Raw genomic sequence first — 22020 nt, 5'->3', positions numbered from 1 at the left:
TATGGCATTCAACTTATCCACACGAATAAGTTATTGCCAATCGGCTTGCGTTCCCCATGCCGCCTCTATTTTGTTTTCTATCGAATCAGGCAATTCATAGAAGAAATCATGGCCTGTCAACGCTTCAACTTGATCTACCGAACAAGCATAGCGAAACATACTTCCCTTGCAATCACTGTTAGGAACAACAAAGCCGATGGCTTGCCATTTACCGTTGCGCTGCATACAAACCACCTTGAAGAATCGTTCCGGAACAGCCACACCGTTTCTACCGATGCGCTCTGGACGTTTGCCCATGATAGGACCAGTACAGATAAAAATCTCTGTCTCTTTTGCCAACTGCCTGCATTTGCGCTCCACATGTTCCCATACACCACCATTCATGGCTTGCACCTGCGGACACACATTACTCAGATAAAAGCTCTCGTTCATCGCCCGCTCACTCCATTTCATATCAGCAGCAGGAGCCATGTGACCACGACTATACCCTGAATGCGTATAGTCACTATGTTCTGCCGAACGACCCTTCACCTGTGGGTCGGGTTCAAACTGGCGTTTAGGACGTTTCACGATACCAACTACCTTCCTTGGATTCAGACTATACGCCACCCAGTTGGGGATAAGCCAATCCGAGTTCCAACAAGTCAAATAGCCAAAGTGACGTATCTCCTGCGCCTTCACTCCCTTGGCAGTACGCGTCAGGGTATATGTAAGTTCCTCCCTTGACATAGCCCTTTGCTTGTCAGGAGGCAGAGAAGCCATCGTAGCTTTCAGCGCTTTACGCTCTTGATGCAGATTACCTCCCATAAGTGGGCGGCTGGCAGATCGCGGTTGTTGGTCACTACCGGGCAGTCGCTTGATACAAGATGACCACGACATTGCCGTCAGCAGCATGATTGTCACCGTCACCGCCATCAGCCTCATTCCATGATTATTCTTTGTCTTCATCATTGTTGGAGTTTAAAGGTATTGCAGCATTTCGTCATACGATTCGCAGATATAATCGGCACCGGCTTGCTCCATCTCAGGACGATCACCATAACCAAAGAGCACACCCATGGAATCGAGTCCACAGACCTTCGCCCCTTCAATATCGAAACGGCGGTCGCCTATCATCAACACCTCATGGAGGTTAGTAATCTGCAACTGTTTCAGTCCGTCATTGATCACGTCCGCCTTGGTGTGGATCAGTCCTTCGTCATCTCTGCCAAACACTTTATCTATATAAGGAGATAGTTCTGGAAAAATCTCCTTCACGACGATATCCGCCTGAAAGCGCATCTTACTCGTGGCAATAGCGGTGGTATAACCCCTGCGTTTCACCTCACGCAGGAAATCGAGCACGCCGGGATAGAGTTCCTCTTCATACATACCGATGGCTGCATGGCGTTCGCGATAGACCTCGACGGCCTCAGCAGCCTGTTCTGGAGTGAAGCCGTAGAAATCTATAAACGAGTCTTCGAGTGGCGGACCCACAAAGGGTCGCAACGTACGGTAGTCGGCAACCTCAATGCCGAAATGGTTGAGTGCATGTTCGGCACTGCGCATAATACCTTCGCCACTATCCACCAAGGTTCCGTCAAGGTCGAATAGCAGCGTGGTGTATTGTTGTTTCATCTTTTAGTGTATCGTTGTCGTTTATTGTGTGAAAGGGTTGTTCGTTCGGTCTGAGATATTATTCCATACCATAGAACGCAGTGAAAGCCTTCACACAGTATTCATGGTCGGCAACACTTCCGGTCTCCCTGCAACTGTGCATAGCGAGGATGGCATTGCCCATATCCACTCCCTTCACAGGAATGCTCGATGCCAGGATATTGCCGAGCGTGCTTCCTCCTGCCACATCGCTATGGTTCACAAAGCGCTGGCAAGGCACTCCTGCCTCCTGACAGATGCTGGCGAAGATAGAAGCCGACACCGCATCGCTGGCATATTTCTGCGCTGCATTAAACTTAATGACGGGACCACCGCCCAGTTTAGGATGATTGGTGGGGTCGAATTTCTCACTGTAGTTAGGATGCCAAGCGTGTGCATTATCTGCAGAAATCATAAACGCACGCTCCACTGCCTGGTAGTATGCTTCCTCGCTACCGCTTTGTGCCAGGGCAATGCGCTTCAACATATAAGATAGGAACGGACTGCCCGCACCCTGTTTGGTCTGCGATCCCGTCTCTTCGTTGTCGAAGATGGCAAGTACCTGCGTGGTCGTGGTGGGTTGTGATGCCAGCAAAGCCTCAAGGCCGGCATAACACATCGACAGGTCGTCGAGCCTGCCAGAGGAGATAAACTCATCGTGTGCACCGAAAGTGCAGGCAGGTGTGGTGTCAGCCAGATAGAGGTCGAAGTCGAGAATATCGCTGGCTTTCACTCCGTCGAGTGCTTCCACAATGATATTCATCAGCAGATTGCCACGTTCCAACTCATTGTTGATGATGCCAAGGATAGGCAGCACATCTTTCTGTTTGCTCAGTTTCACACCGTCGTTCACCTGTCTGTTGAAGTGGATGGCGAGATTACTAATCTGCAACAGAGGCCGTTTGATATGCAACAGCCGAGTCTGTGGGTGCATCGCATCCTCACCTTTCACTATCACGCGACCCGCAAGAGTCAGCGGACGGTCAAACCATGTGGACATGATAGGTCCACCATACACCTCAGTATTGAGTTTCACGATACCGCCTTCACAGTCCATCTCAGCATTCGGTTTGATGCGGAAGGTCGGTGAATCGCTATGCGCACAAATCATGTGGAAGCCCCGATCAGCCATCGGCATACTTCCGATCTGGAAGGCAAAGACCGCAGAATCGTTCTTAGTGACATAGAATCTGTCGCCAGCCACCAGTTTTCCCAGTGGTTTCTTAGGATTGATACGGCGGAAGCCATGACGTTCGAGTTCATCAGCAATGTTCTTCACTGCCAGGAAATTCACTGGCGAAGCATCGAGAAAGGATAATAGTCGTTGAATCATAATACTTCGTTTTTTTAGTTTATGTCACAAAATTACAAATAAAATCTGTAATGTCACACATCTCTCGCGAAATTCTTTCGTTCATCAGCCATCATACACGGAACCGAAATCCACAGAGCATACAGATTTGTACAGATTTTCCATATTTTCTATATCTCCGTAGTTTCATAATTCCAAAAATCCGTTTAGATTCTGTTTAAATTCCGATGATAAAAACCTCTCCGATGGCGAAAAAACAGCAATACTGTTTTGAGGATTGAAAAAAAATGTTTAGCTTTGCAATTGCAAGACTCACCAACAACCGAAAAAAACTATGGACTATCAGCCTATATTAGACAAAATAAGGAAGGAAATAGAGGTATATGCACACGAAGGAAAACAAGCCGACTACATCCCGGCACTGGCTCGTGTCAACCCCGACCAGTTTGGCTTATGCCTCAACACGCTCGATGGTAAGACCTACCGCTTAGGAGACTCCGCCACGAAGTTCTCTATACAAAGTATCTCGAAAGTATTCTCCCTCGCCATTGCCCTGAGCATCATGGGTAAAGACCTATGGCAGCGCATGGCGAAAGAACCTTCTGGGTCTGCCTTCAACTCATTGGTGCAGTTGGAGTATGAGCACGGCATTCCTCGCAACCCCTTCGTCAATGCAGGAGCTCTGGTCTCTGCCGATGTGTTGCTCTCCAATCTTGACGATCCCGAAGCATTCTACCTGAATTTCGTGCGCACCATCAGCGGCAACCCCACCATCGACTATTCCGACGAGGTGGCGCAGTCAGAGCAGAGTTGCAGTTACCTCAATGCCTCGATAGCCTACCTGTTGAAGCATCACGGCAATCTGCACAACGATGTCAACCAAGTGTTGCACCTCTATTGCAGGATGTGTTCGTTGGAGATGAGTTGTGAGGATCTCTCACGCGCCTTCATGGCATTTGCCAAGAGCAACGAACCCTTCTCCCATGCTGGTGTCAATCTCACCATATCGAGAGTGAAGCGCATCAATGCCATCATGCAAACCTGTGGTTTCTATGACGAGGCTGGCGAGTTCTCCTTTCTGGTCGGTTTACCTGGCAAGAGTGGTGTTGGCGGAGGCATTGTTGCCATCTATCCTTCCCGCTATTCCATTGCCGTATGGAGTCCGCGCCTCAACGCCAAAGGAAATTCTATCATGGGCATGAAAGCCCTCGAACTCTTCACCTCGAAAACCGAGGAATCTATATTCTAACCCCAATCGATCATTGGGACTAAATAGGTAGGTACATAGGAGGGAATGACAAGATACAAACAATACAAGTTCTTTACAACGATGAATACAGCTTTAGAAACGCTCAAGTCATATTATGGTTACGATTCCTTCCGTCCTTTACAGGAAGAAATCATCAATCACGTGCTGCAACACAAGGACGCACTGGTACTCATGCCCACTGGAGGTGGAAAATCCATCTGCTTTCAGATACCTGCCTTGATGATGGAGGGCACAGCCATAGTAGTCTCCCCACTCATCTCGCTGATGAAAGATCAAGTGGAAACGCTGGTAGCCAACGGTATTGCAGCGGAGGCACTGAATAGCGCAAACGACGAGATTGCCAATCGGCAAATTACTGAAAGGTGTCTGCGAGGTGAAATAAAGCTGCTGTACATCTCGCCCGAACGACTCATCACGGAATTGGGATGGATGAAAACCATGCTGAAAGTTTCTCTCTTTGCTATCGACGAAGCACACTGTATCTCACAATGGGGTCACGACTTCAGACCAGAGTATAGTCAGTTGGGCAATCTGCACGAACTGTTTCCTGATGTTCCCATAATGGCACTTACGGCTACTGCCGACAAAATTACGCGATCCGACATTATAGAACAGTTACGTCTGCAAAATGCCGAAACCTTTATCAGTTCATTCGACCGGCCTAATCTGAGTCTGGATGTCAGAAGGGGATACGCTGCCAAAGAGAAGCTACGCACAATAACCAATCTGATTCAGCGCCATCAGGGCGATAGCGGCATTATCTATTGTCTGGCAAAGAAGACCACCGAGACGGTTGCAGAGAAACTTAGGAAAGAAGGTTTTTCCGTTGGTGTTTATCATGCAGGGTTACCCACCGACGAACGCAATCGAATACAAGAGGACTTCATCAACGATCGCATCCAGGTGGTTTGTGCTACTGTTGCATTCGGTATGGGCATCAATAAGAGCAACGTGCGCTTCATTGTCCACTACAATCTGCCCAAAACTATAGAGAACTACTATCAGGAGATTGGACGTGGCGGACGTGACGGTCTGCCTTGCGAGACTATCTTGTTCTACAACTTGCAGGATATTATCACGCTACGCCATTTCGCAGAGGAAAGCGGACAACGCGAAATCAACACCGAAAAGCTACAACGCATGCAGGAATATGCCGAAGCACAAATATGTCGCCGACGCATTCTGTTGAACTATTTTGGAGAAACAAGCGACATGAACTGTTGCAACTGTGATGTCTGCCAGACTCCACCAACGACATTCGACGGTACAGAACTGGTACAAAAGGCGCTTTCTGCCATTATCAGAACCGATGAGCAAATAGGATTCACGCTCACCATAGACATCCTGCACGGAAACTTCTCGCCGGAACTCGTGTCACGTGGTTATAACCAAATCAAGACCTTTGCAGCCGGCAGAGATGTCCCTGTAAGAGACTGGCGCGACTATCTGCTTCAAATGTTGCAAATGGGATATATAGAGATTGCCTACAACGAAGACAACCATCTACACGTCACTCCACTCGGACAGGATGTGCTTCACGGAAAAGCCAAAGTGCAATTGGTAGTTGTCAGTAGGGAGGCTCGCACAAGAGGTCGTCAGAAACAGACTGCTGAAGAGGCAACGACAGCAGCATCTGCAACAACAGAGCACATGGAACTGTTTGAACAACTGAAAACGCTGAGAAAGGAAATTGCCAATGAGAACAACTATCCTGCGTATGTCGTGATGTCCGACAAGTCTCTCCATGCCCTGGCCACAGATATGCCCACAACACTATCAGCATTCGGCAACACCTATGGCATCGGTGAACACAAATGCAATACTTACGGCGAACGGTTTATCGGACTAATCCAACAATATGTATCAGCACATCAGAAGTCTCAGACTCCAGACGTTTCTGTCACGCCCGAAACACCTGCAGAACCCAAAGAAAAGAAAAAGAAAATCAAAAACCAGATTACCATAAAAGGAGTCTGCTACAATATCGACCTTGATATCTGGGAGTCAATAGACTGGCGAAAGGTGCTGAAAGAGATCACAACGAAAGCATATTGGAATTATCAAAACGCCCTTGAAATTCCATTAAGTGACTATGTAGTTCCAGGCACAGAGCATCAGGATCGGATTATCGCTACCCTATGCCAGTTGCTGAAGGAAGCCTACAACATGAACGTTGATGAGCAGACTCACAAAGTGATAATACCTCAAAAATACGATTACGACCAAGACGGACAAGCAGTACCCTTCCCCACAGGATCATTTTATGAAATACTTTCCCGCTTCCGTCTCTTTGTCATCCAAAACAAGCGTTATCCTTTCATGGATGGCGATCGCAATGAGATTGAATTGCGAAAATGGTTCAGAGAAGTGGGGCACGGACTCGTCGCACTTACCGACGAGCAAAAGATTCTGTTCGACAATCTAAGTTCCGAATTTGCCGACATGCCCAAAACCAGAAGTCAATTAGAAAAGAAGTCATCGGATGTTTAGGCGCTACGCGGAGGACAGCAATTCTTCCCATGTAGGCAGAAAGACGGAGGCAACCCTTTTATATGTTATATAATTCAAGTTTCGCAACTAAGGGATTTGTCCCTTAACTTCTCTCTAACTTCCCTCTAACTTCTCTCTAACTTCCCTAACTTCCCTAACTTCCCTTAACTTCCCTTAACTTCCCCACATGCGAAAGTTCAGTTATATAATAGGTACGTGCAGGTATGCATGCGCACACGCGATGTTGCAAAATTTCGACCACTCGACCACCACAACAGCATAACACACTATGTGTATGCAGTTTACGTTGGTGGTCGATTACGCTGACTCGCGGTATTCGACCACCATTCGACCACCAGGTCCTCTGCTGTTGCCATCACAGAAACAGCCCAACCGGAATAGCCACCAATACACGATTTGTATGTTCTGATGTCCGGCAACACCCTTGTCAAACGTTGTACAAGACTATTGCATAATATTTGACGTCACTCTTTTCCGATAGTTGAAACAACTTTTTTGCTTGGTTTGAAGGGTGTTCACAGAATCATCGGGGACAGGTTCATCGACCCTAAAGAGTGAACCAAGGTACCTGTCCCCATGACCCTGGTACCTGTCCCATGACCCTTTTAGTCGTCCGTTATTTCCCATCTGCCGTCTCGCTTTCCTCCAACACGTCGCAGGATTCCTTTTTCCTGTAGTGAGACAGTGATGCTTTTAACAGTCCGTTCCGACTTTCCTATCATGGCAGCCATCTGATTCTGTGTGGCTGTTGGATTTGTTTGCACAACTCGGAGCACAGCAATCTCTTCCAAAGTGCAGGATTTGCACTTTAGGGGAAGGTTAAGTGCAAAATTTGCACTTTGAACTGCGCCTTTTGCACTTTGAACGTCATCATTAGTCTCACCTTCCTTCCAATCTATGTGCAACTCGCGATTTCGGAAACTATCGAGGGTCAGGGGACAGGTACTTGAACCATCTATATACAATTGAGAAATGGCACGTACAGCAAGAAAGCATTCAGATAGCGGAGTCTATCACGTTATATTGAGAGGGGTTAAAAGAATCATCGGGGACAGGTTCATCGACCCTAAAGAGTGAACCAATGTACCTGTCCCCATGACCCTTGACCCTTTGCGCTATTGCTCAAGTTTCAATCTACTGGAACCAAGCGCACTGGGCGCACCGAACAACCGAAGAAGCGATAGGAGCTGCTCTGATCAGGGGTACGGCTGTTGGCAAAGTACAGGCGATACGCATCCGAGCTCCAGATGCCGGCTGTGCCTGACCAGTAGTAGCCGTAAGAGCGGACATAAACGAACGATTTCTCATTGACGTAGCCAGCTGCAGGCAAGAAGATTGATTTACTTGTGGATTTGTTTTTTACCTCCATACCTTTTTTTCTAGTTGTACTAATTTCATCATTCCAAGTCCAGTTATAACTTGAAGTCAATTTCTCCCAAATCTCTTTTGTGGGCAACTGCCAGTCACCACCGAGAATCTTGCGAGCAGGGTCATCTGACATTTCAAAATCTTGTCCAGACGTATATTTGCGGGAGAAGGTTGGGGCTGTTCCATCTGCATAACCGCTTTTATGTTCATCTTTCCAACCATCTGATGTTACCGTTGGGCAATATTCTACATCAATAGTATAAGACTTGTACCAAGGCTCTGTTGCTCCCCAAGCAAAGTAATCACCATAATCATATTCACTTGCGGCAAGACCTGCGGCTGTCAGGTTGGATTTGGCGAATATAACTTTATAATTCTTTGTGCCAATATTTATTGTCAATCCCAAATCTACCTCTTGGTCGGCTCTAACTTTATCTCCTCTTGGATTATACCAATTTGTTCCATTGATATCAAACACACCAAGGTTGGTCACCTTGTTGCGAGTGAAAGTTATGTCATTTGTTCCCTTGCGGGAATATACTTTACCATCAGACGCTGTGAATTGTATAGTCCAACCAGCCTTAAGTGTAACTGGGGGTACTGCAATATAGTAGTATTTGTTTGCCTTGATGTCTCCTCTCAGTGTGATGGCATAATCCTTTGTTTCCGAAAGATCAAGTGTTGGTTTTCCGTTGTTATAAGAGACTGTGCCAGTTCCTGCCAATACCGCAGAGTTGTCAAAAGCCTTTAAATCTATTCTTGTGCAATTGAAAGTAGGTTTCACTTTTACATAGCCTACGACATTCTTAAAATTCAACGTGTTGCTATTGCTCTGAGCCATCATTAATGCAGCATTCTTATCGAAGCTGTTATCGGTAGCGGTTTGAGTGGCAGGAAGGGTTACTTTTGTAACACCATTGCCCGAAAGAGATGCAGTTGACTGATATGGATAAACGGCTGTATAAGAAGTTGATTGTCCTGCCTCACCTGAAAACTTGCCCGATGTACTTCCAGCACCGTCAGTTAGCGTAAACTGATTATTATTCGTCCCATCGAAGATGCTTATTTCGTCTTCTGAGACCCAGTGAATATTGGTACCGCTTAGTATAGCCCTAGTGCTTGCCTCATTACCTTCTTGCGTTGCAGTAAAGGTCATTACCTTTACCGCACTCTCATTTTCAATTGTAGTGTTGTTGTCCTCCGACGAACATGACGCAAAGGACACGATGGCTGCAAAAGCCATCATAGATTGAATATATTTCTTCATTTTCATTCTTTTTACCATTTATATTCTTCTTCAACAAGTGTTTCTGTTTCTCCATTAGTACTTCCCGCTAAAATCTGTGTCCTGCTGATTTCATAAACCGTCATAATAGGAGATTGATAGATTTTCTTTTCTTTTTTTTCCATTTTTGTGTTTCTTGATTCTCGGTTGCCTATAGGTTCTCGGAGTCGGCTGGTTGTTATAATATGGATAAGGTTAACCTATAAATAAAAAAGCGTGGAACCTGACACTTGCCTGTTCCACTTCTCGAGGTTCTGGACTACCCGTGTTTGTTGAACAGGCAACGCAGAACCCACGCAGTGGAGTTTATATAATCTTCTATAACACATAATGGCAGACCATTGGAATAGTCCGCTTTCTGTGCATAGAATCATGTATAAACACTACATGAGCATCTACCGTTGCTAAGTTCCGACAAACACAAGAAATTGTCCAGATTTCGAGAAGTCAGAAACAAAGCGCATGAAGACGCTTTCCCATAAATAGAAACAAATGCGGAGCCAAACTCTATTGGCTCAGAAGCCCAAGCGAGTTGGGCAACTTGCAAATGTCGGTGCAAAAGTGAGAAATAAAAATGAAACTGCCAAACTTTTCGGCAACTTTTTATCGTTTAACAACTTTTTTGCTTGGCTTGAAGGGTGTTCACAGAATCATCGGGGACAGGTTCACAGTTATTAACCCGTCCAACTTTGTGGGTGCACTTCACCTTGATATCTGGGAGTCAATAGACTGGCGAAAGGTGCTGAAAGAGATCACAACGAAAGCATATTGGAATTATCAAAACGCCCTTGAAATTCAATTAAGTGACTATGTAGTTCCAGGCACAGAGCATCAGGATCGGATTATCGCTACCCTATGCCAGTTGCTGAAGGAAGCCTACAACATGAACGTTGATGAGCAGACTCACAAAGTGATATTAGAAAAGAAGCCATCGGATGTTTAGGCGCTACGCGGAGGACAGCAATTCTTCCCATGTAGGTAGAAAGACTGAGGCAACCCTTTTATATGTTATATAATTCAAGTTTCGCAACTAAGGGATTTGTCCCTTAACTTCTCTCTAACTTCCCTCTAACTTCTCTCTAACTTCCCTAACTTCCCTAACTTCCCTAACTTCCCTAACTTCCCTAACTTCCCCACATGCGAAAGTTCAGTTATATAATAGGTACGCGCATGTATGCACGCGCACACGCAATGTCGCAAAATTTCGACCACTCGACCACCACAACCGCATAACGCGCTATATATATGCAGCTTACATGTGTGGTCGATTACGCTGACTCGCGGTATTCGACCACCCTTCGACCACCAGGTCCTCTACCGTTGCCATCACAGAAACAGTCCATCCACAATAGCCGCCAATACATGATTTGTATGTTCTGATGTCGGACAACACCCTTGTCAAACGTAGGGCAAAACTATTGCATAATATTTGACGTCACTCTTTTCCGATAGTTGAAACAACTTTTTTCCAACGTTGAAAAGCCCCTTATCTAACGGTTGACAGCACTCTTATCCAACGTTTGATAACACCTTTATCTAACGTTTGACAACACTCTTATCTAACGTTGGATAACACCTTTATCCAACGTTGGACAATAACTTTGTCAGCCGTTTGAAAATGTTTGAAAATAATTTTTATTTACTTCGCGTAAATATCCACCATGATTATCGGGAAAATCATGTGTGGTCGAAGTGTGGTCGAAAGCACGCGCCTCGGAGCAATCGACCACAGTCTATATTTCTGTCTCATAACAGATTACACCACATCTGTGGTCGTGTGGTCGAAATTTTTAGAAAAACTAAATTTTTATAGATTCCAGGTGCGGGCAACATGTCACCCATCTAAGATGATTGTTGTCACTATACTTACCTTCCAATAGAAGGGGCACCACTTGGAGAACTGGCAGATTCTGGATGCTATAAAAACAGATCAATGCCATCAATCACATACTTGGTAATATTTGACTGTTTTCGGAAAAAGCGAAACAAGCGTTACTGTTACAATATAACTGTTTTTGTAAATCAAGCAGGGGAACTTTTCTCTCATGGAATTATCTTCAATAAGGATTAAGCCAAAGAAAATAAAGATAAAGAATGACTTTTTAAGTCAACATCTTCGCCACTCTCATTTTATTTTTATATATTTGCATGCAAATAGCGAAATGAAGGGTAAAGTCCCTATGTTCCTAAAAGACTTGATTGTTGATAAAACTATAAAAGGAAAAATGTTAAATGAGGTTTTAGAAAACACAGAACGCTTCATGTCTTCTGTTCCAAAAACAAAGCGAAAGAAATATGGTCAGTTCTTTACGAATGCGACCACAGCTAAGTTTATGGCATCCCTTTTCTGTTTCGACCTCTCTAAAAAACAAGTCGAAATTCTAGATGCCGGTGCAGGAACAGGAATACTTGCTGCTGCTGTTATTCAGAAATTACTTGAACTTGGATATACGGGACAAATCCATGTCACATGCTACGAAAAAGATGAACTCGTACTACCTCTTTTAGAGAAAAATATGATATTATGCAATAAGTTGCACAACGTATCTTATACCATAAAAAGAGAGAACTATGTTACATCACAGAATTTCTCTGACTTTACATTATTTGATAATGAAAACTATCAATATGACTATATCATAGGCAATCCCCCATATATGAAAATAGCAAAAGATGCTGTCGAAGCGTTAGCTATTCCAGAGGTTTGTTATGGTGCACCAAACCTATATTTCCTTTTTTGGGCAATGGGCATCCACAACCTGAAAAAGGGCCAAGAACTTGTCTATATAATTCCGCGTTCATGGACATCTGGAGCATATTTCAGTAAATTCCGAAAGTATCTGTTTGACAATTGCGTGATAACAGACATTCATTTGTTTGAAAGCAGAGATAAGGTGTTTGACGGTGAATCGGTTTTGCAAGAAACAATGATTGTCAAGGTTAAGAAAACATCAGTCGCTCCACATTGCATAAACATTACAAGTTCTTCAACATCGGAATTCGATGATATACGAAGATTTTGTGCTCCATACGAAATCGTTGTGTCAAAGAATCGATTTGTGTATCTTGTGACCAATGAGGAAGATGCAAAAATCCTTCGTACCATAAATCATTTTCATAAGACTCTACCAGAAATCAACATGAAAATGCAAACTGGTATTATCGTAGATTTCCGAACAAGAGATGTACTGCGAAATGAGCTTGAAGACAACTCCTACCCATTATTATACTCTCAACATATAAAGGATGGCAAAGTCGTGTGGCCATTAGGCAAAGAAGGTGAAGTTATAAAAACAGACAAGAAATCATATCTACAAGAGAACGGAGACTTCCTAATCGTAAAGAGGTTTACATCAAAGGAAGAGTCACGAAGACTGCAATGTGGTATATATTTAAAAAAGGAATTTGACAAGTTTAAATACATTAGCACACAGAACAAGGTGAATTTCATAAAGTGCGACTCTCCTTGTGTAACGTATGGACTTTATGTTTTATTAAATTCAACATTATACGATTGCTACTACAGAATTCTCAATGGTTCTACACAAGTGAATTCCACAGAAATCAACCAAATGCCCGTTCCTGAACGGCATATAATTGAAGAAATGGGAAGAGAGTTGATACATCAAGAATTGTCTGTGGTTAATTGCAACAAAATATTAAACAAATGGATAAATTAGAATTAGCAAAATATCTATTGGAGAAAGTCGGAATGCCTCCCAAGCAGCAAAGTACTCTTTGTTGCTTGGCATTGTTAGCGATGGCCAAACTAACCCCAAATACACCTTGCCGTAAAGCATCAAATAATTGGATCAGAATACATGACATAATAACTTTTATAGGCGAGCATTACGAAATGACTTATGCAGAAAATTCTCGTGAAACATTTCGCAAACAGGCAATGCATGCTTTTAGGACAGCGGCATTGATAGAAGATAATGGTATGGCCACTAATAGCCCCAATTATCGTTATCGCATAACAAAAGAATTTCTACGTGTTATTCGAAATATGAATGAGAACGAAGGTGCAGAACTTGAAAAAAATCCTTTTATTATCCGATTTGTTTCAAAGCATGACAGCCTTGCTGATTTATATGCATCAAAAAAGAAAATGCGAAAGATGCCTGTACGCATAAACAATCAAGACTTCACCTTTAGCCCAGGCAAACATAATCAACTGCAAAAGGCCATCATAGAAGAATTTGCTCCAAGATTCGCCCCAAATTCAGAGTGCTTGTACGTTGGCGATACCATTCAAAAAGACATGGTAAAAAATATAGAGAAATTATCTCTACTCGGAATCGATATAACATTGCATGACAAAATGCCCGATGTTGTTCTGTACCGCGAAGACAAAAACTGGATATATTTTATTGAATCTGTTACTTCGGTTGGGCCAATGAATCCAAAACGAATAATTGAGATAGAAGCCATGACTAAGAATGTTTCTGCTGGTAAAATATATGTTACCGCATTCCTTGATTTTGCTACATTCAAGAAATTTTCAGAGCAATTAGCATGGGAGACCGAGGTTTGGATTGCAGATATGCCTGATCATATGATTCATTTAAATGGTGATAAATTTCTGGGACCAAGATAAAAAAACATGGCAATGAAAAGAGTACTTTTATTTTGTTTAATGGCAAAGGACTATGAACAGAGTGATACAATTCTTTAACTATGATCAGTGTTATCAATACTATACAAAGCGGATTACGAATATTAGACAGGCCAAAATTCATGGAGAAACCATCGTTGCCAAACCTGTGCTACTGGTGGCTCTGATTGATAGCATTGAGGAAAACGTGTTCACTAACAACCAGTTTGTTCTCAATGATTGGATAGAAGAACATTATAACAAACTGATGCGGGAATTTACCAAAGACTCACAGTTTGACGGTACAACAGAAATAACGAAACCTTTCTGGCATTTGGAAACTGACGGTTTCTGGCATTTGAATTACCCAGGAGAACAAATCAGCAAAGGCCATACACCATCAAAAACATGGTTGAAAGAGAATATAGAATATGCATATTTCGACGAGCCATTATGGATTTTGCTGCAAAACAAAGTGTGGAGAATGAAACTGCGAGAGTATATCGTAGAACATAAACTAACCGATGACTTCTGGAACAACAGAATGGTGGCAGAAGGACTTGGGGCTATTGCCGCCATTTTGTTGGTAGCATAAAATGGCAAATTCTGGATGCCATTAATTAACACGACTGGGTTAGTGTCATGCCCAATACACAGAAAAAAAGGAGTTAAACTTTCGTCTAACTCCTTTTTAACGCGCTTCAGGATGGGCTTGAACCAACGACCCCCTGATTAACAGTCAGGTGCTCTAACCAACTGAGCTACTGAAGCAGGTTTTTCTGTTTTGCGAGTGCAAAGGTAATACGTTTTTTTGAAATACACAAACTTTTTGAGAAAAAAAATCGTTTTTCGGTTATTTTTCTATAATTTTGCATCGTATAAACATAGAAACAATACGAAAAACAATATGATCATGAGAAAAAACAACGTATGCCAACTATGCCGATTGACAGCTTTTGCCGCACTATTAGTATGGCTTCCCATGAATATGAATGCACAGGAAGCGAGAAACCACAACTTAGATGTGGCAAAGAACATCGAAATATTCAATGCCATATACAAGACACTCGACCTAATGTATGTCGATACACTCGATGCCAATACCGTGATTGGTAATGGCATCAATGCGATGCTGCGATCACTCGACCCCTATACCGAATATTATCCTGAGAGCAAACAAAAGGACTTGAAGATGCTGATGACAGGAAAATATGCGGGTATCGGTGCAGTGGTACGCTACCACCAAAAGCGAAAACAAGTGGTCATCGACGAACCTTTTGAGGGAATGCCCGCTGCAAAGGTGGGACTGCGCAAGGGAGATATCATCTTGCAGATTGAAGACACGCTGATGACCAACAAACCCGTGGCATACGTCAGCGACCATCTGCGTGGCGATGCAGGCAGCACCATCATGATCAAGATTAAACGTCCTTCGACGGGCAAGGTGATGAATTTCAAAGTGACACGCGAGAGCATCAAGACACCTGAAATAACCTATTATGGTATGCGCCTGGGTGGCGTGGGATATATCAACCTGAACACTTTCTCTGGCGAACCAGCCAAACCTATGCGTCTGGCATATCTCGACCTGAAACAACGCGGAGCGAAAAAACTCATACTCGACCTGAGAAGTAATGGTGGCGGTTCGGTTTCGGAATGTGTGGATATTGCCAATATGTGGCTGCCTAAAGGTTTGACATTGGTGGAAACCAAAGGAAAGTTGCGCCGTGCCAACTCTGACTACAAAACCCGACTGGAGCCCATCGATACCGTGATGCCCATCATCGTACTGGTGAACGACGAGACAGCTTCTGCCAGCGAGATTGTCAGCGGTTCGATACAGGATCTTGACCGCGGATTAATAATAGGTTCGCGCACGTATGGTAAGGGACTGGTGCAGATTCCTAATGTTGACCTACCCTACAACGGTAACCTCAAGCTGACAACATCAAAATACTATATCCCCAGCGGACGATGCATCCAAGCCATCAACTATAAACACACCGGCGGTGGCTATAAAGAACATGTGCCCGATTCGCTGACACACGTATTCTATACACGCAATGGTCGTGAGGTACGCGACGGAGGTGGTATCATGCCCGATATCGAAATCAAACCCGATACCATGTCGAACATCCTCCTGTATCTGGACCGCATAGACTCTACCGAAGTGATGTTTGACTATGTGGTGGATTATATATCCAAGCATCCTACCATTGCTCCTGCCGACAAGTTTCATCTGACCGATGCTGAATATGCCGACTTCACCCAACAAGTGCTGAAAGCAGGATTTACCTACGACCAGATCAGCAAGAAACAGTTTGAAGAACTCATCAAAACCGCAAAATTCGAAGGATACTACGACGACGCAAAGGCTGAATTTGAAGCACTGAAAGCCAAACTCGACCACCATGATATTGAGCGCGATCTACAACAGCACCGCAACGAAATACAACGGCAGATAGAACAAGATATCATATCCGCCTATTATTTCCAAAGCGGACAACTGCTCCACATGCTGCAAACAGACAAAACTCTGAAGGAAGCAGAGCGAATACTCAACACATCAGGAGAATACGAAAAACTATTATCGCCCAAAAAAGTGAAATAAAAGTGGAAATACTTGCAAGATTGACAGAAATGTCGTAACTTTGCACACGTTCAGAGGAATGAGAGACTCGCAAGAGCCTCTCATTCTTGTTTTAATACCAATAAAGGTGTATGATAAATAAAGACGTAGTAAAGGCCGCAGTAGAGGAATGGCTGAGTCAGAATGACTACTTCCTCGTGGACGTTGACATGACGCCCGACGGTCGCATCGTGATCGAAATCGACCACGCCGATGGTGTATGGATTGAAGACTGTGCCGCGCTGAGCCGCTTCCTGCAGGAAAGACTCGGAGAAGAACTCGGCGAGTATGAACTGGAAGTGGGTAGCGCCGGTATCGGACAACCATTCAAAGTCGTACAGCAGTATATCAACCACATTGGCAAAGAAGTGGAAGTGCTGGCTGCCGACGGTAAGAAATACCAAGGCGTGCTCCAGTCGGTAGCCGACGACGGACTGTCGTTTGTGGTGGTGGTCAAGGAGAAGCAGAAGATTGAAGGGAAAAAGCGCCCCGTATTGGTGGATGTGGAGAAGACCTTCAATACCAACGAGGTGAAATATGCCAAATACCTCCTCGCCTTCAAATAATCTCTGACACGTGAGCTAAAGAGTAAACAAAATAAAAAGATTATATAATGGCTACAAAAAAAGAAGACAAAGGTCCGTCAATGATTGAGACCTTTAAGGAATTTAAAGAGACCAAGAACATCGACCGCACCACTCTCGTCAGCGTGCTGGAAGAGAGTCTCCGCAACGTACTTGCCAAACAGTTCGGTAGCGATGAGAACTTCGACGTCATTGTCAACCCTGACAAAGGTGACCTCGAAATCCACCGCAACCGTATCGTAGTAGCTGATGGTGAGGTTCAGGACGAAAACAAAGAGATTTCGCTCACACAGGCACAGAAAATCGAACCCGACTACGAAGTGGGCGAGGAAGTGAGTGAAGAAGTGCGCTTCGAGAAATTCGGACGCCGCGCCATTCTCAATCTCCGTCAGACTCTTGCCTCAAAGATTCTTGAACTGGAGCACGACTCGCTCTACAATAAGTACAAGGATCGCGTAGGTCAGGTAATCAGCGCCGAGGTGTATCAGATGTGGAAACGCGAAGTACTGCTCATCGACGATGAGGGCAACGAACTCCACTTGCCTAAGTCAGAACAGATTCCCAACGACAATTACCGCAAGGGCGAAACCATACGTGCCATCATCAAGGAGGTGCAGAACGAGAACAACAATCCGCGTATCATCCTCTCACGCACCAGCCCTGTGTTCCTTGAGCGTCTGCTCGAAGCCGAAGTGCCCGAAATCAACGACGGTCTCATCACAATCCGTCGCGTGGCACGCATGCCAGGAGAACGTGCAAAGGTGGCTGTAGAAAGCTATGATGACCGCATCGACCCAGTAGGAGCATGCGTAGGTGTGAAGGGTAGCCGCGTACACGGTATCGTACGCGAGTTGGGCAACGAGAATATCGATGTCATCAACTATTCCAGCAACACACAGCTCTTCATTACTCGTGCGCTGAGTCCCGCCAAGGTGACCAACCTCAACATCAATCCCGAAGAGCACAAAGCCGAAGTCTATCTGCAGCCTGAGGAAGTCAGCCTTGCCATCGGTAAAGGCGGTTTGAACATCAAACTGGCTTCCATGCTGACCGAATACACCATCGACGTATTCCGTGTATCCAACGGTTCAGACAGCGACGACGAGGACATCTACCTCGACGAGTTCTCTGACGAGATAGACCAGTGGATCATCGACGCCATCAAGGCCATCGGTCTGGAGACCGCTAAGGCCGTGCTCAACGCTCCACGCGAAATGCTGATCGAAAAGGCCGACCTCGAAGAAGAAACGGTTGACCACCTGCTCAACGTGCTCCGTGCGGAGTTTGAATAATAAGAATAAAACAGAATTGTAAAGCAATAAATTAAATGGGTGTCAGATTAAATAAAGTATTATCAGAACTGAATATAGGACTTCAAACGGCAGTTGATTTCCTGAAAAACAAGAAAGAACTTGGCGAAGTCAAAGAAGAAATGACGCCAAATACCAAAATCACCGATTCACAATACCAGGCTCTGGTGGGTGCATTCAGTGGTGACAAGGCTGTGAAGACACAGGCCGAAATGATATTTGCGAAGAAAGCCAAGGATAAAAAGGCAGAGAAGGCCGATAAGAAAAGCAACAAGGCTGAAGACCTGTTGGAACAACGCCAACAGTTTAAACCCTTGGGCAAGATTGACCTCGACAGCGTAGGCAAAAAGAAGGCCGCCAATAGCGATACTGCACCTGTGGCTGCTGCCGTGAGCCAGACAGAGGCATCGCCTATTGTAGAAAAGAAAGAAGAACCAAAACCTGTCGCTGAGCAGAAAGCTCCTGAGGCTGCCCCTGCTGCTCCTGCAAACCACGAGCAGAAGGCTGTCAAGGCAGAAGAGGCTAAACCTAACGTCAAAGTGGAAACCAAGCCAAAAACAGAGGCTAAGCATCAGCAGGAAGCCAAGCCCAAGACAGAAGCACCCGTTGCCAATACCGAAGAGGCCAAGCCTGCCACAGTAGAAAACAAGCCTGCGGATGCTGAAAAAGCTTCCGAAACCAAGGTATTCACCCTGAAGAGCGAAACAAAATACGCTCCAAAGGTCAACGTACTGGGTAAAATCGACCTCAGCACCCTCAACCAAAGCACTCGTCCGAAGAAGAAATCGAAGGAGGAGCGCCGTAAGGAACGCGAAGAAAAGAATGCACAGCATGGCAATGGTGGCGAGCGCAAGAAGCGTGAGCGCATCCGTAGCGGACGCGTTGACATAGAGGCTGCAGCCAACCAGAGCGGGCAGCAAGGCGGCAACAAAAAGAACAAAGGCGGACAACAGCGCCAAGGTGGCGGTGGACAACAGCAAGGCGGCAACCAAAACGGACAACAGGGCGGCGGCAAGAAAAACAAGAAGAACCGTCCAGTACAGAAGCCATTGGAAGTTGACGACGAGGCTGTAGCACGCCAGGTAAAGGAGACGCTCGCCCGTCTCACCTCAAAAAGTCAGAACAAGAAGGGTGCGAAGTATCGCCGCGAAAAGCGAGATGCCGTACAAGAGCGCCTCAATAGCGAGATGGCCGAACAGGCTGCAGAGAGTAAGGTACTGAAGCTGACCGAGTTTGTAACGGTTAGCGAACTTGCCACGATGATGAATGTCGGTGTCAACGAAGTAATCGGCACCTGCATGAGCATCGGTATCATGGTAAGTATCAACCAGCGCCTCGATGCAGAGACTATCAATATCGTGGCAGAGGAATTTGGTTTCACCACCGAATACGTAAGTGCTGAAGTGCAAAATGCCATCACCGAAGAAGCCGACGACGAGAACGACCTCATCGGCCGTGCACCTATCGTCACCGTGATGGGTCACGTCGATCATGGTAAGACATCGCTGCTCGACTTCATCCGCAAGACCAACGTGATTGCCGGTGAGGCAGGAGGTATCACCCAGCACATCGGTGCCTACAATGTGAAACTGAAAGACGGTAGAAAAATTACGTTCCTTGACACTCCAGGTCACGAGGCGTTCACCGCCATGCGTGCCCGTGGTGCTCAGGTGACCGATATCGCCATCATCATTATCGCTGCAGACGACAGCGTCATGCCTACCACCAAGGAGGCCATCGCACATGCTCAGGCTGCCAATGTGCCAATGGTATTTGCCATCAACAAGATTGATAAGCCCGGTGCAAACCCTGACAAGATTCGTGAAGACCTTGCCAATATGAACCTCCTCGTAGAGGAATGGGGCGGTAAATACCAGTGTCAGGAAATCTCTGCCAAGAAGGGAATCGGCGTTGATGCTCTCCTTGAAAAGGTATTGCTCGAAGCAGAAATGCTCGATCTCAAGGCTAATCCCAACAGAAAAGCTACGGGTAGCATTATCGAGTCGTCACTCGACAAGGGACGTGGCTACGTTTCTACCGTGCTGGTAAGCAACGGTACACTGAAACAAGGTGATGTGGTGATTGCAGGAACAGCTTTCGGACGCATCAAAGCCATGTTCAACGAACGTAACCAGCGCATTGAAAAGGCTGGACCTGCAGAGCCCGCTATCATTCTCGGACTGAATGGTGCACCTACTGCCGGTGACTCGTTCCATGTGATGGAGACAGAGCAGGAAGCACGAGAAATAGCCAACAAGCGTACACAGTTGCAGCGTGAGCAGTCGCTCCGTACCACTAAGACACTTGGACTCGACGATATCTCACACCGTATTGCCTTGGGTGAGTTCCACGAACTCAATATCATCGTCAAGGGTGATACCGACGGTTCTATCGAAGCACTCAGCGACTCGTTCCTCAAACTCTCTACTGAGAAGGTACAGGTCAACGTCATTTCAAAGGCTGTGGGTCAGATCAGCGAGAACGATGTCATGCTGGCTTCTGCATCAGATGCCATCATCATCGGCTTCCAGGTTCGTCCTTCTGCTGATGCACGCCGACTGGCAGAGCGCGAAGGCGTGGAGATCAACACCTACTCTATCATCTATGATGCACTCGATGAAGTGAAATCTACTATGGAGGGTATGCTCGACAAGGTGAAGAAGGAAATTCTTACTGGTGAAATCGAGGTAAAACAGGTGTTCAAGATTTCAAAGGTCGGTACTGTTGCCGGTGGTTTGGTGACCGAAGGAAAAGTACACAACAAGGACAAGGCTCGTGTCATCCGCGACGGTATTGTGGTTCACACCGCTGCCATCGATGCGCTGAAGCGCTATAAGGACGATGCCAAAGAGGTTGCCACTGGTTTGGAGTGCGGTATTTCACTCGTCAACTTCAACGATATCCAGGTGGGCGACATCATCGAGACCTTTACAGAAATCGAAGTGGAACAGAAGCTTTAACCCACCTCTATCCTATCCCTATAGCTGCAAGGGCACAACCATGACGGTTGTGCCCTTGTTGTTGATACGCATATTCAAAGTTCATTCTAATCATGCCGACATACTACTACTGGTATTCTGTGCCTCATAGGAGTAGCCGGATAGAAGTGTGAGAGCGACTTTCGTTTGAGACATGCAGCAGTTCTTTAGCGCACGAATATCATCGTGACAGTAGGGCAAAATCATTGAAACTGCCGAGTAAATTCATTGAATTTGCTGACCAAATTCAATGAATTTGCAAAACAGCGCACTATCCTTTTGACTGTCATGCACTTGCAAGGACCTTGTTTTGCTGGTCGCGAAACAGCGATGGCGATACGCCATATTTGCGCTTGAAGGCAGTGCAGAAGTGGCTTTGGTGCTCGTAACCCAGATGATAGCCGATGGTGGAAAGATGGTTGGTAGTTGATAGGAATGTGGGCTGTATTTGATGGGGATGTGCCCTGTAGTTGGTCAGTTGGTGGTCGAATGGTGGTCGAAGCGCGTCAGGAAAATGTCATCGACCACCAGTTAAGCCATT

General features: G+C 45.4%; 16 protein-coding genes, 1 tRNA gene and 1 pseudogene. 10 read left to right on the top strand and 8 right to left on the bottom strand.

Features of this window, described 5'->3' with window-relative positions; translation table 11 throughout:
* Positions 1-30 precede the first annotated feature (30 nt).
* Genes CIK93_RS09575 through CIK93_RS09565 form a run of 3 tightly spaced genes read right to left on the bottom strand, consistent with a single transcriptional unit; the run spans position 31 to position 2968 of the window.
* Positions 31-951, bottom strand: a complete 921-nt coding sequence (locus CIK93_RS09575) for a DNA/RNA non-specific endonuclease (protein WP_094447211.1) — start codon at positions 949-951, stop codon at positions 31-33.
* A 9-nt stretch (positions 952-960) separates the two neighbouring features.
* Positions 961-1617, bottom strand: a complete 657-nt coding sequence (locus CIK93_RS09570) for an HAD hydrolase-like protein (RefSeq protein WP_094447210.1) — start codon at positions 1615-1617, stop codon at positions 961-963.
* 58 nt (positions 1618-1675) lie between these two features.
* Positions 1676-2968, bottom strand: coding sequence for a M18 family aminopeptidase (locus CIK93_RS09565; protein WP_094391719.1), 1293 nt, complete (start codon positions 2966-2968; stop codon positions 1676-1678).
* A 313-nt stretch (positions 2969-3281) separates the two neighbouring features.
* On the opposite strand from CIK93_RS09565, the gene CIK93_RS09560 reads away from it, so the two are divergent.
* Positions 3282-4196, top strand: a complete 915-nt coding sequence (locus CIK93_RS09560) for a glutaminase (protein WP_094447209.1) — start codon at positions 3282-3284, stop codon at positions 4194-4196.
* Positions 4197-4277: 81 nt separating this feature from the next.
* Positions 4278-6080 (top strand): annotated as a pseudogene (gene recQ / locus CIK93_RS09555) (DNA helicase RecQ); the annotation flags it as partial.
* 1253 nt (positions 6081-7333) lie between these two features.
* Here recQ and CIK93_RS13925 read toward each other — a convergent pair.
* The 3 genes from CIK93_RS13925 to CIK93_RS14030 all read right to left on the bottom strand — a co-directional run bounded on the left by CIK93_RS13925 (position 7334) and on the right by CIK93_RS14030 (position 9506).
* Positions 7334-7519, bottom strand: coding sequence for a helix-turn-helix domain-containing protein (locus tag CIK93_RS13925; protein ID WP_094447207.1), 186 nt, complete (start codon positions 7517-7519; stop codon positions 7334-7336).
* 338 nt (positions 7520-7857) lie between these two features.
* Positions 7858-9369: a fimbrillin family protein gene (locus CIK93_RS09545; RefSeq protein WP_094447206.1), complete on the bottom strand. Its 1512-nt coding sequence runs from the start codon at positions 9367-9369 to the stop codon at positions 7858-7860.
* A gap of 5 nt (positions 9370-9374) precedes the next feature.
* Positions 9375-9506 carry a hypothetical protein gene (locus CIK93_RS14030; protein WP_256387581.1) on the bottom strand — a complete coding sequence of 44 codons (132 nt, stop codon included), beginning with the start codon at positions 9504-9506 and terminating at the stop codon, positions 9375-9377.
* A gap of 449 nt (positions 9507-9955) precedes the next feature.
* Here CIK93_RS14030 and CIK93_RS09540 point away from each other — a divergent pair, with 449 nt between their 5' ends.
* From CIK93_RS09540 to CIK93_RS09525, 4 genes are all read left to right on the top strand, one after another.
* Positions 9956-10324 (top strand): hypothetical protein, encoded by a 369-nt coding sequence (locus CIK93_RS09540; RefSeq protein ID WP_094447205.1) that lies wholly within the window; start codon positions 9956-9958, stop codon positions 10322-10324.
* Positions 10325-11426: 1102 nt separating this feature from the next.
* Positions 11427-13061: an Eco57I restriction-modification methylase domain-containing protein gene (locus CIK93_RS09535; protein WP_254046779.1), complete on the top strand. Its 1635-nt coding sequence runs from the start codon at positions 11427-11429 to the stop codon at positions 13059-13061.
* On the top strand, positions 13049-13981 hold the full coding sequence (locus CIK93_RS09530) for a BsuBI/PstI family type II restriction endonuclease (RefSeq protein WP_094447204.1): 933 nt from the start codon (positions 13049-13051) through the stop codon (positions 13979-13981). The genes CIK93_RS09535 and CIK93_RS09530 overlap by 13 nt, the downstream gene beginning before the upstream one ends.
* Before the next feature lie 52 nt (positions 13982-14033).
* Entirely contained in the window at positions 14034-14573 is a 540-nt protein-coding gene (locus CIK93_RS09525) for a hypothetical protein (RefSeq protein ID WP_094447203.1), read from the top strand.
* Positions 14574-14675: 102 nt separating this feature from the next.
* On the opposite strand, the gene CIK93_RS09520 is transcribed toward CIK93_RS09525, so the two are convergent.
* A tRNA-Asn gene (locus CIK93_RS09520) sits at positions 14676-14749 on the bottom strand.
* A 142-nt stretch (positions 14750-14891) separates the two neighbouring features.
* On the opposite strand from CIK93_RS09520, the gene CIK93_RS09515 reads away from it, so the two are divergent.
* From CIK93_RS09515 to infB, 4 genes are all read left to right on the top strand, one after another.
* The gene (locus CIK93_RS09515; RefSeq protein WP_094447286.1) at positions 14892-16589 is read left to right on the top strand and encodes a S41 family peptidase; all 1698 of its coding nucleotides are present in this window, start codon (positions 14892-14894) and stop codon (positions 16587-16589) included.
* 110 nt (positions 16590-16699) lie between these two features.
* Entirely contained in the window at positions 16700-17173 is a 474-nt protein-coding gene (rimP, locus tag CIK93_RS09510) for a ribosome assembly cofactor RimP (protein ID WP_094391460.1), read from the top strand.
* A gap of 47 nt (positions 17174-17220) precedes the next feature.
* Entirely contained in the window at positions 17221-18483 is a 1263-nt protein-coding gene (gene nusA, locus CIK93_RS09505; RefSeq protein ID WP_094391461.1) for a transcription termination factor NusA, read from the top strand.
* A 35-nt stretch (positions 18484-18518) separates the two neighbouring features.
* Complete coding sequence (gene infB / locus CIK93_RS09500) at positions 18519-21461, top strand: translation initiation factor IF-2 (RefSeq protein WP_094447202.1); 2943 nt, start codon at positions 18519-18521, stop codon at positions 21459-21461.
* Positions 21462-21765: 304 nt separating this feature from the next.
* Here the strand turns inward: infB and CIK93_RS14100 are convergent, their stop codons facing one another.
* Positions 21766-21873, bottom strand: a complete 108-nt coding sequence (locus tag CIK93_RS14100; RefSeq protein WP_371597801.1) for an AraC family transcriptional regulator — start codon at positions 21871-21873, stop codon at positions 21766-21768.
* Positions 21874-22020 lie beyond the last annotated feature (147 nt).

This window comes from Prevotella sp. P3-92, assembly GCF_002251205.1.
Classification (GTDB): domain Bacteria; phylum Bacteroidota; class Bacteroidia; order Bacteroidales; family Bacteroidaceae; genus Prevotella.
This window is presented reverse-complemented; position numbering and strand designations above follow the sequence as displayed.

What these genes read in the sequence shown, in the direction of transcription:
- CIK93_RS09575 (WP_094447211.1), bottom strand. Translation starts at nt 951, where the DNA reads ATGATGAAGACAAAGAATAATCATGGAATGAGGCTGATGGCGGTGACG.
- CIK93_RS09570 (WP_094447210.1), bottom strand. Translation starts at nt 1,617, where the DNA reads ATGAAACAACAATACACCACGCTGCTATTCGACCTTGACGGAACCTTG.
- CIK93_RS09565 (WP_094391719.1), bottom strand. Translation starts at nt 2,968, where the DNA reads ATGATTCAACGACTATTATCCTTTCTCGATGCTTCGCCAGTGAATTTC.
- CIK93_RS09560 (WP_094447209.1), top strand. Translation starts at nt 3,282, where the DNA reads ATGGACTATCAGCCTATATTAGACAAAATAAGGAAGGAAATAGAGGTA.
- CIK93_RS09545 (WP_094447206.1), bottom strand. Translation starts at nt 9,369, where the DNA reads ATGAAAATGAAGAAATATATTCAATCTATGATGGCTTTTGCAGCCATC.
- CIK93_RS14030 (WP_256387581.1), bottom strand. Translation starts at nt 9,506, where the DNA reads ATGGAAAAAAAAGAAAAGAAAATCTATCAATCTCCTATTATGACGGTT.
- CIK93_RS09540 (WP_094447205.1), top strand. Translation starts at nt 9,956, where the DNA reads ATGAAACTGCCAAACTTTTCGGCAACTTTTTATCGTTTAACAACTTTT.
- CIK93_RS09535 (WP_254046779.1), top strand. Translation starts at nt 11,427, where the DNA reads ATGGAATTATCTTCAATAAGGATTAAGCCAAAGAAAATAAAGATAAAG.
- CIK93_RS09530 (WP_094447204.1), top strand. Translation starts at nt 13,049, where the DNA reads ATGGATAAATTAGAATTAGCAAAATATCTATTGGAGAAAGTCGGAATG.
- CIK93_RS09525 (WP_094447203.1), top strand. Translation starts at nt 14,034, where the DNA reads ATGAACAGAGTGATACAATTCTTTAACTATGATCAGTGTTATCAATAC.
- CIK93_RS09515 (WP_094447286.1), top strand. Translation starts at nt 14,892, where the DNA reads ATGAGAAAAAACAACGTATGCCAACTATGCCGATTGACAGCTTTTGCC.
- rimP (WP_094391460.1), top strand. Translation starts at nt 16,700, where the DNA reads ATGATAAATAAAGACGTAGTAAAGGCCGCAGTAGAGGAATGGCTGAGT.
- nusA (WP_094391461.1), top strand. Translation starts at nt 17,221, where the DNA reads ATGGCTACAAAAAAAGAAGACAAAGGTCCGTCAATGATTGAGACCTTT.
- infB (WP_094447202.1), top strand. Translation starts at nt 18,519, where the DNA reads ATGGGTGTCAGATTAAATAAAGTATTATCAGAACTGAATATAGGACTT.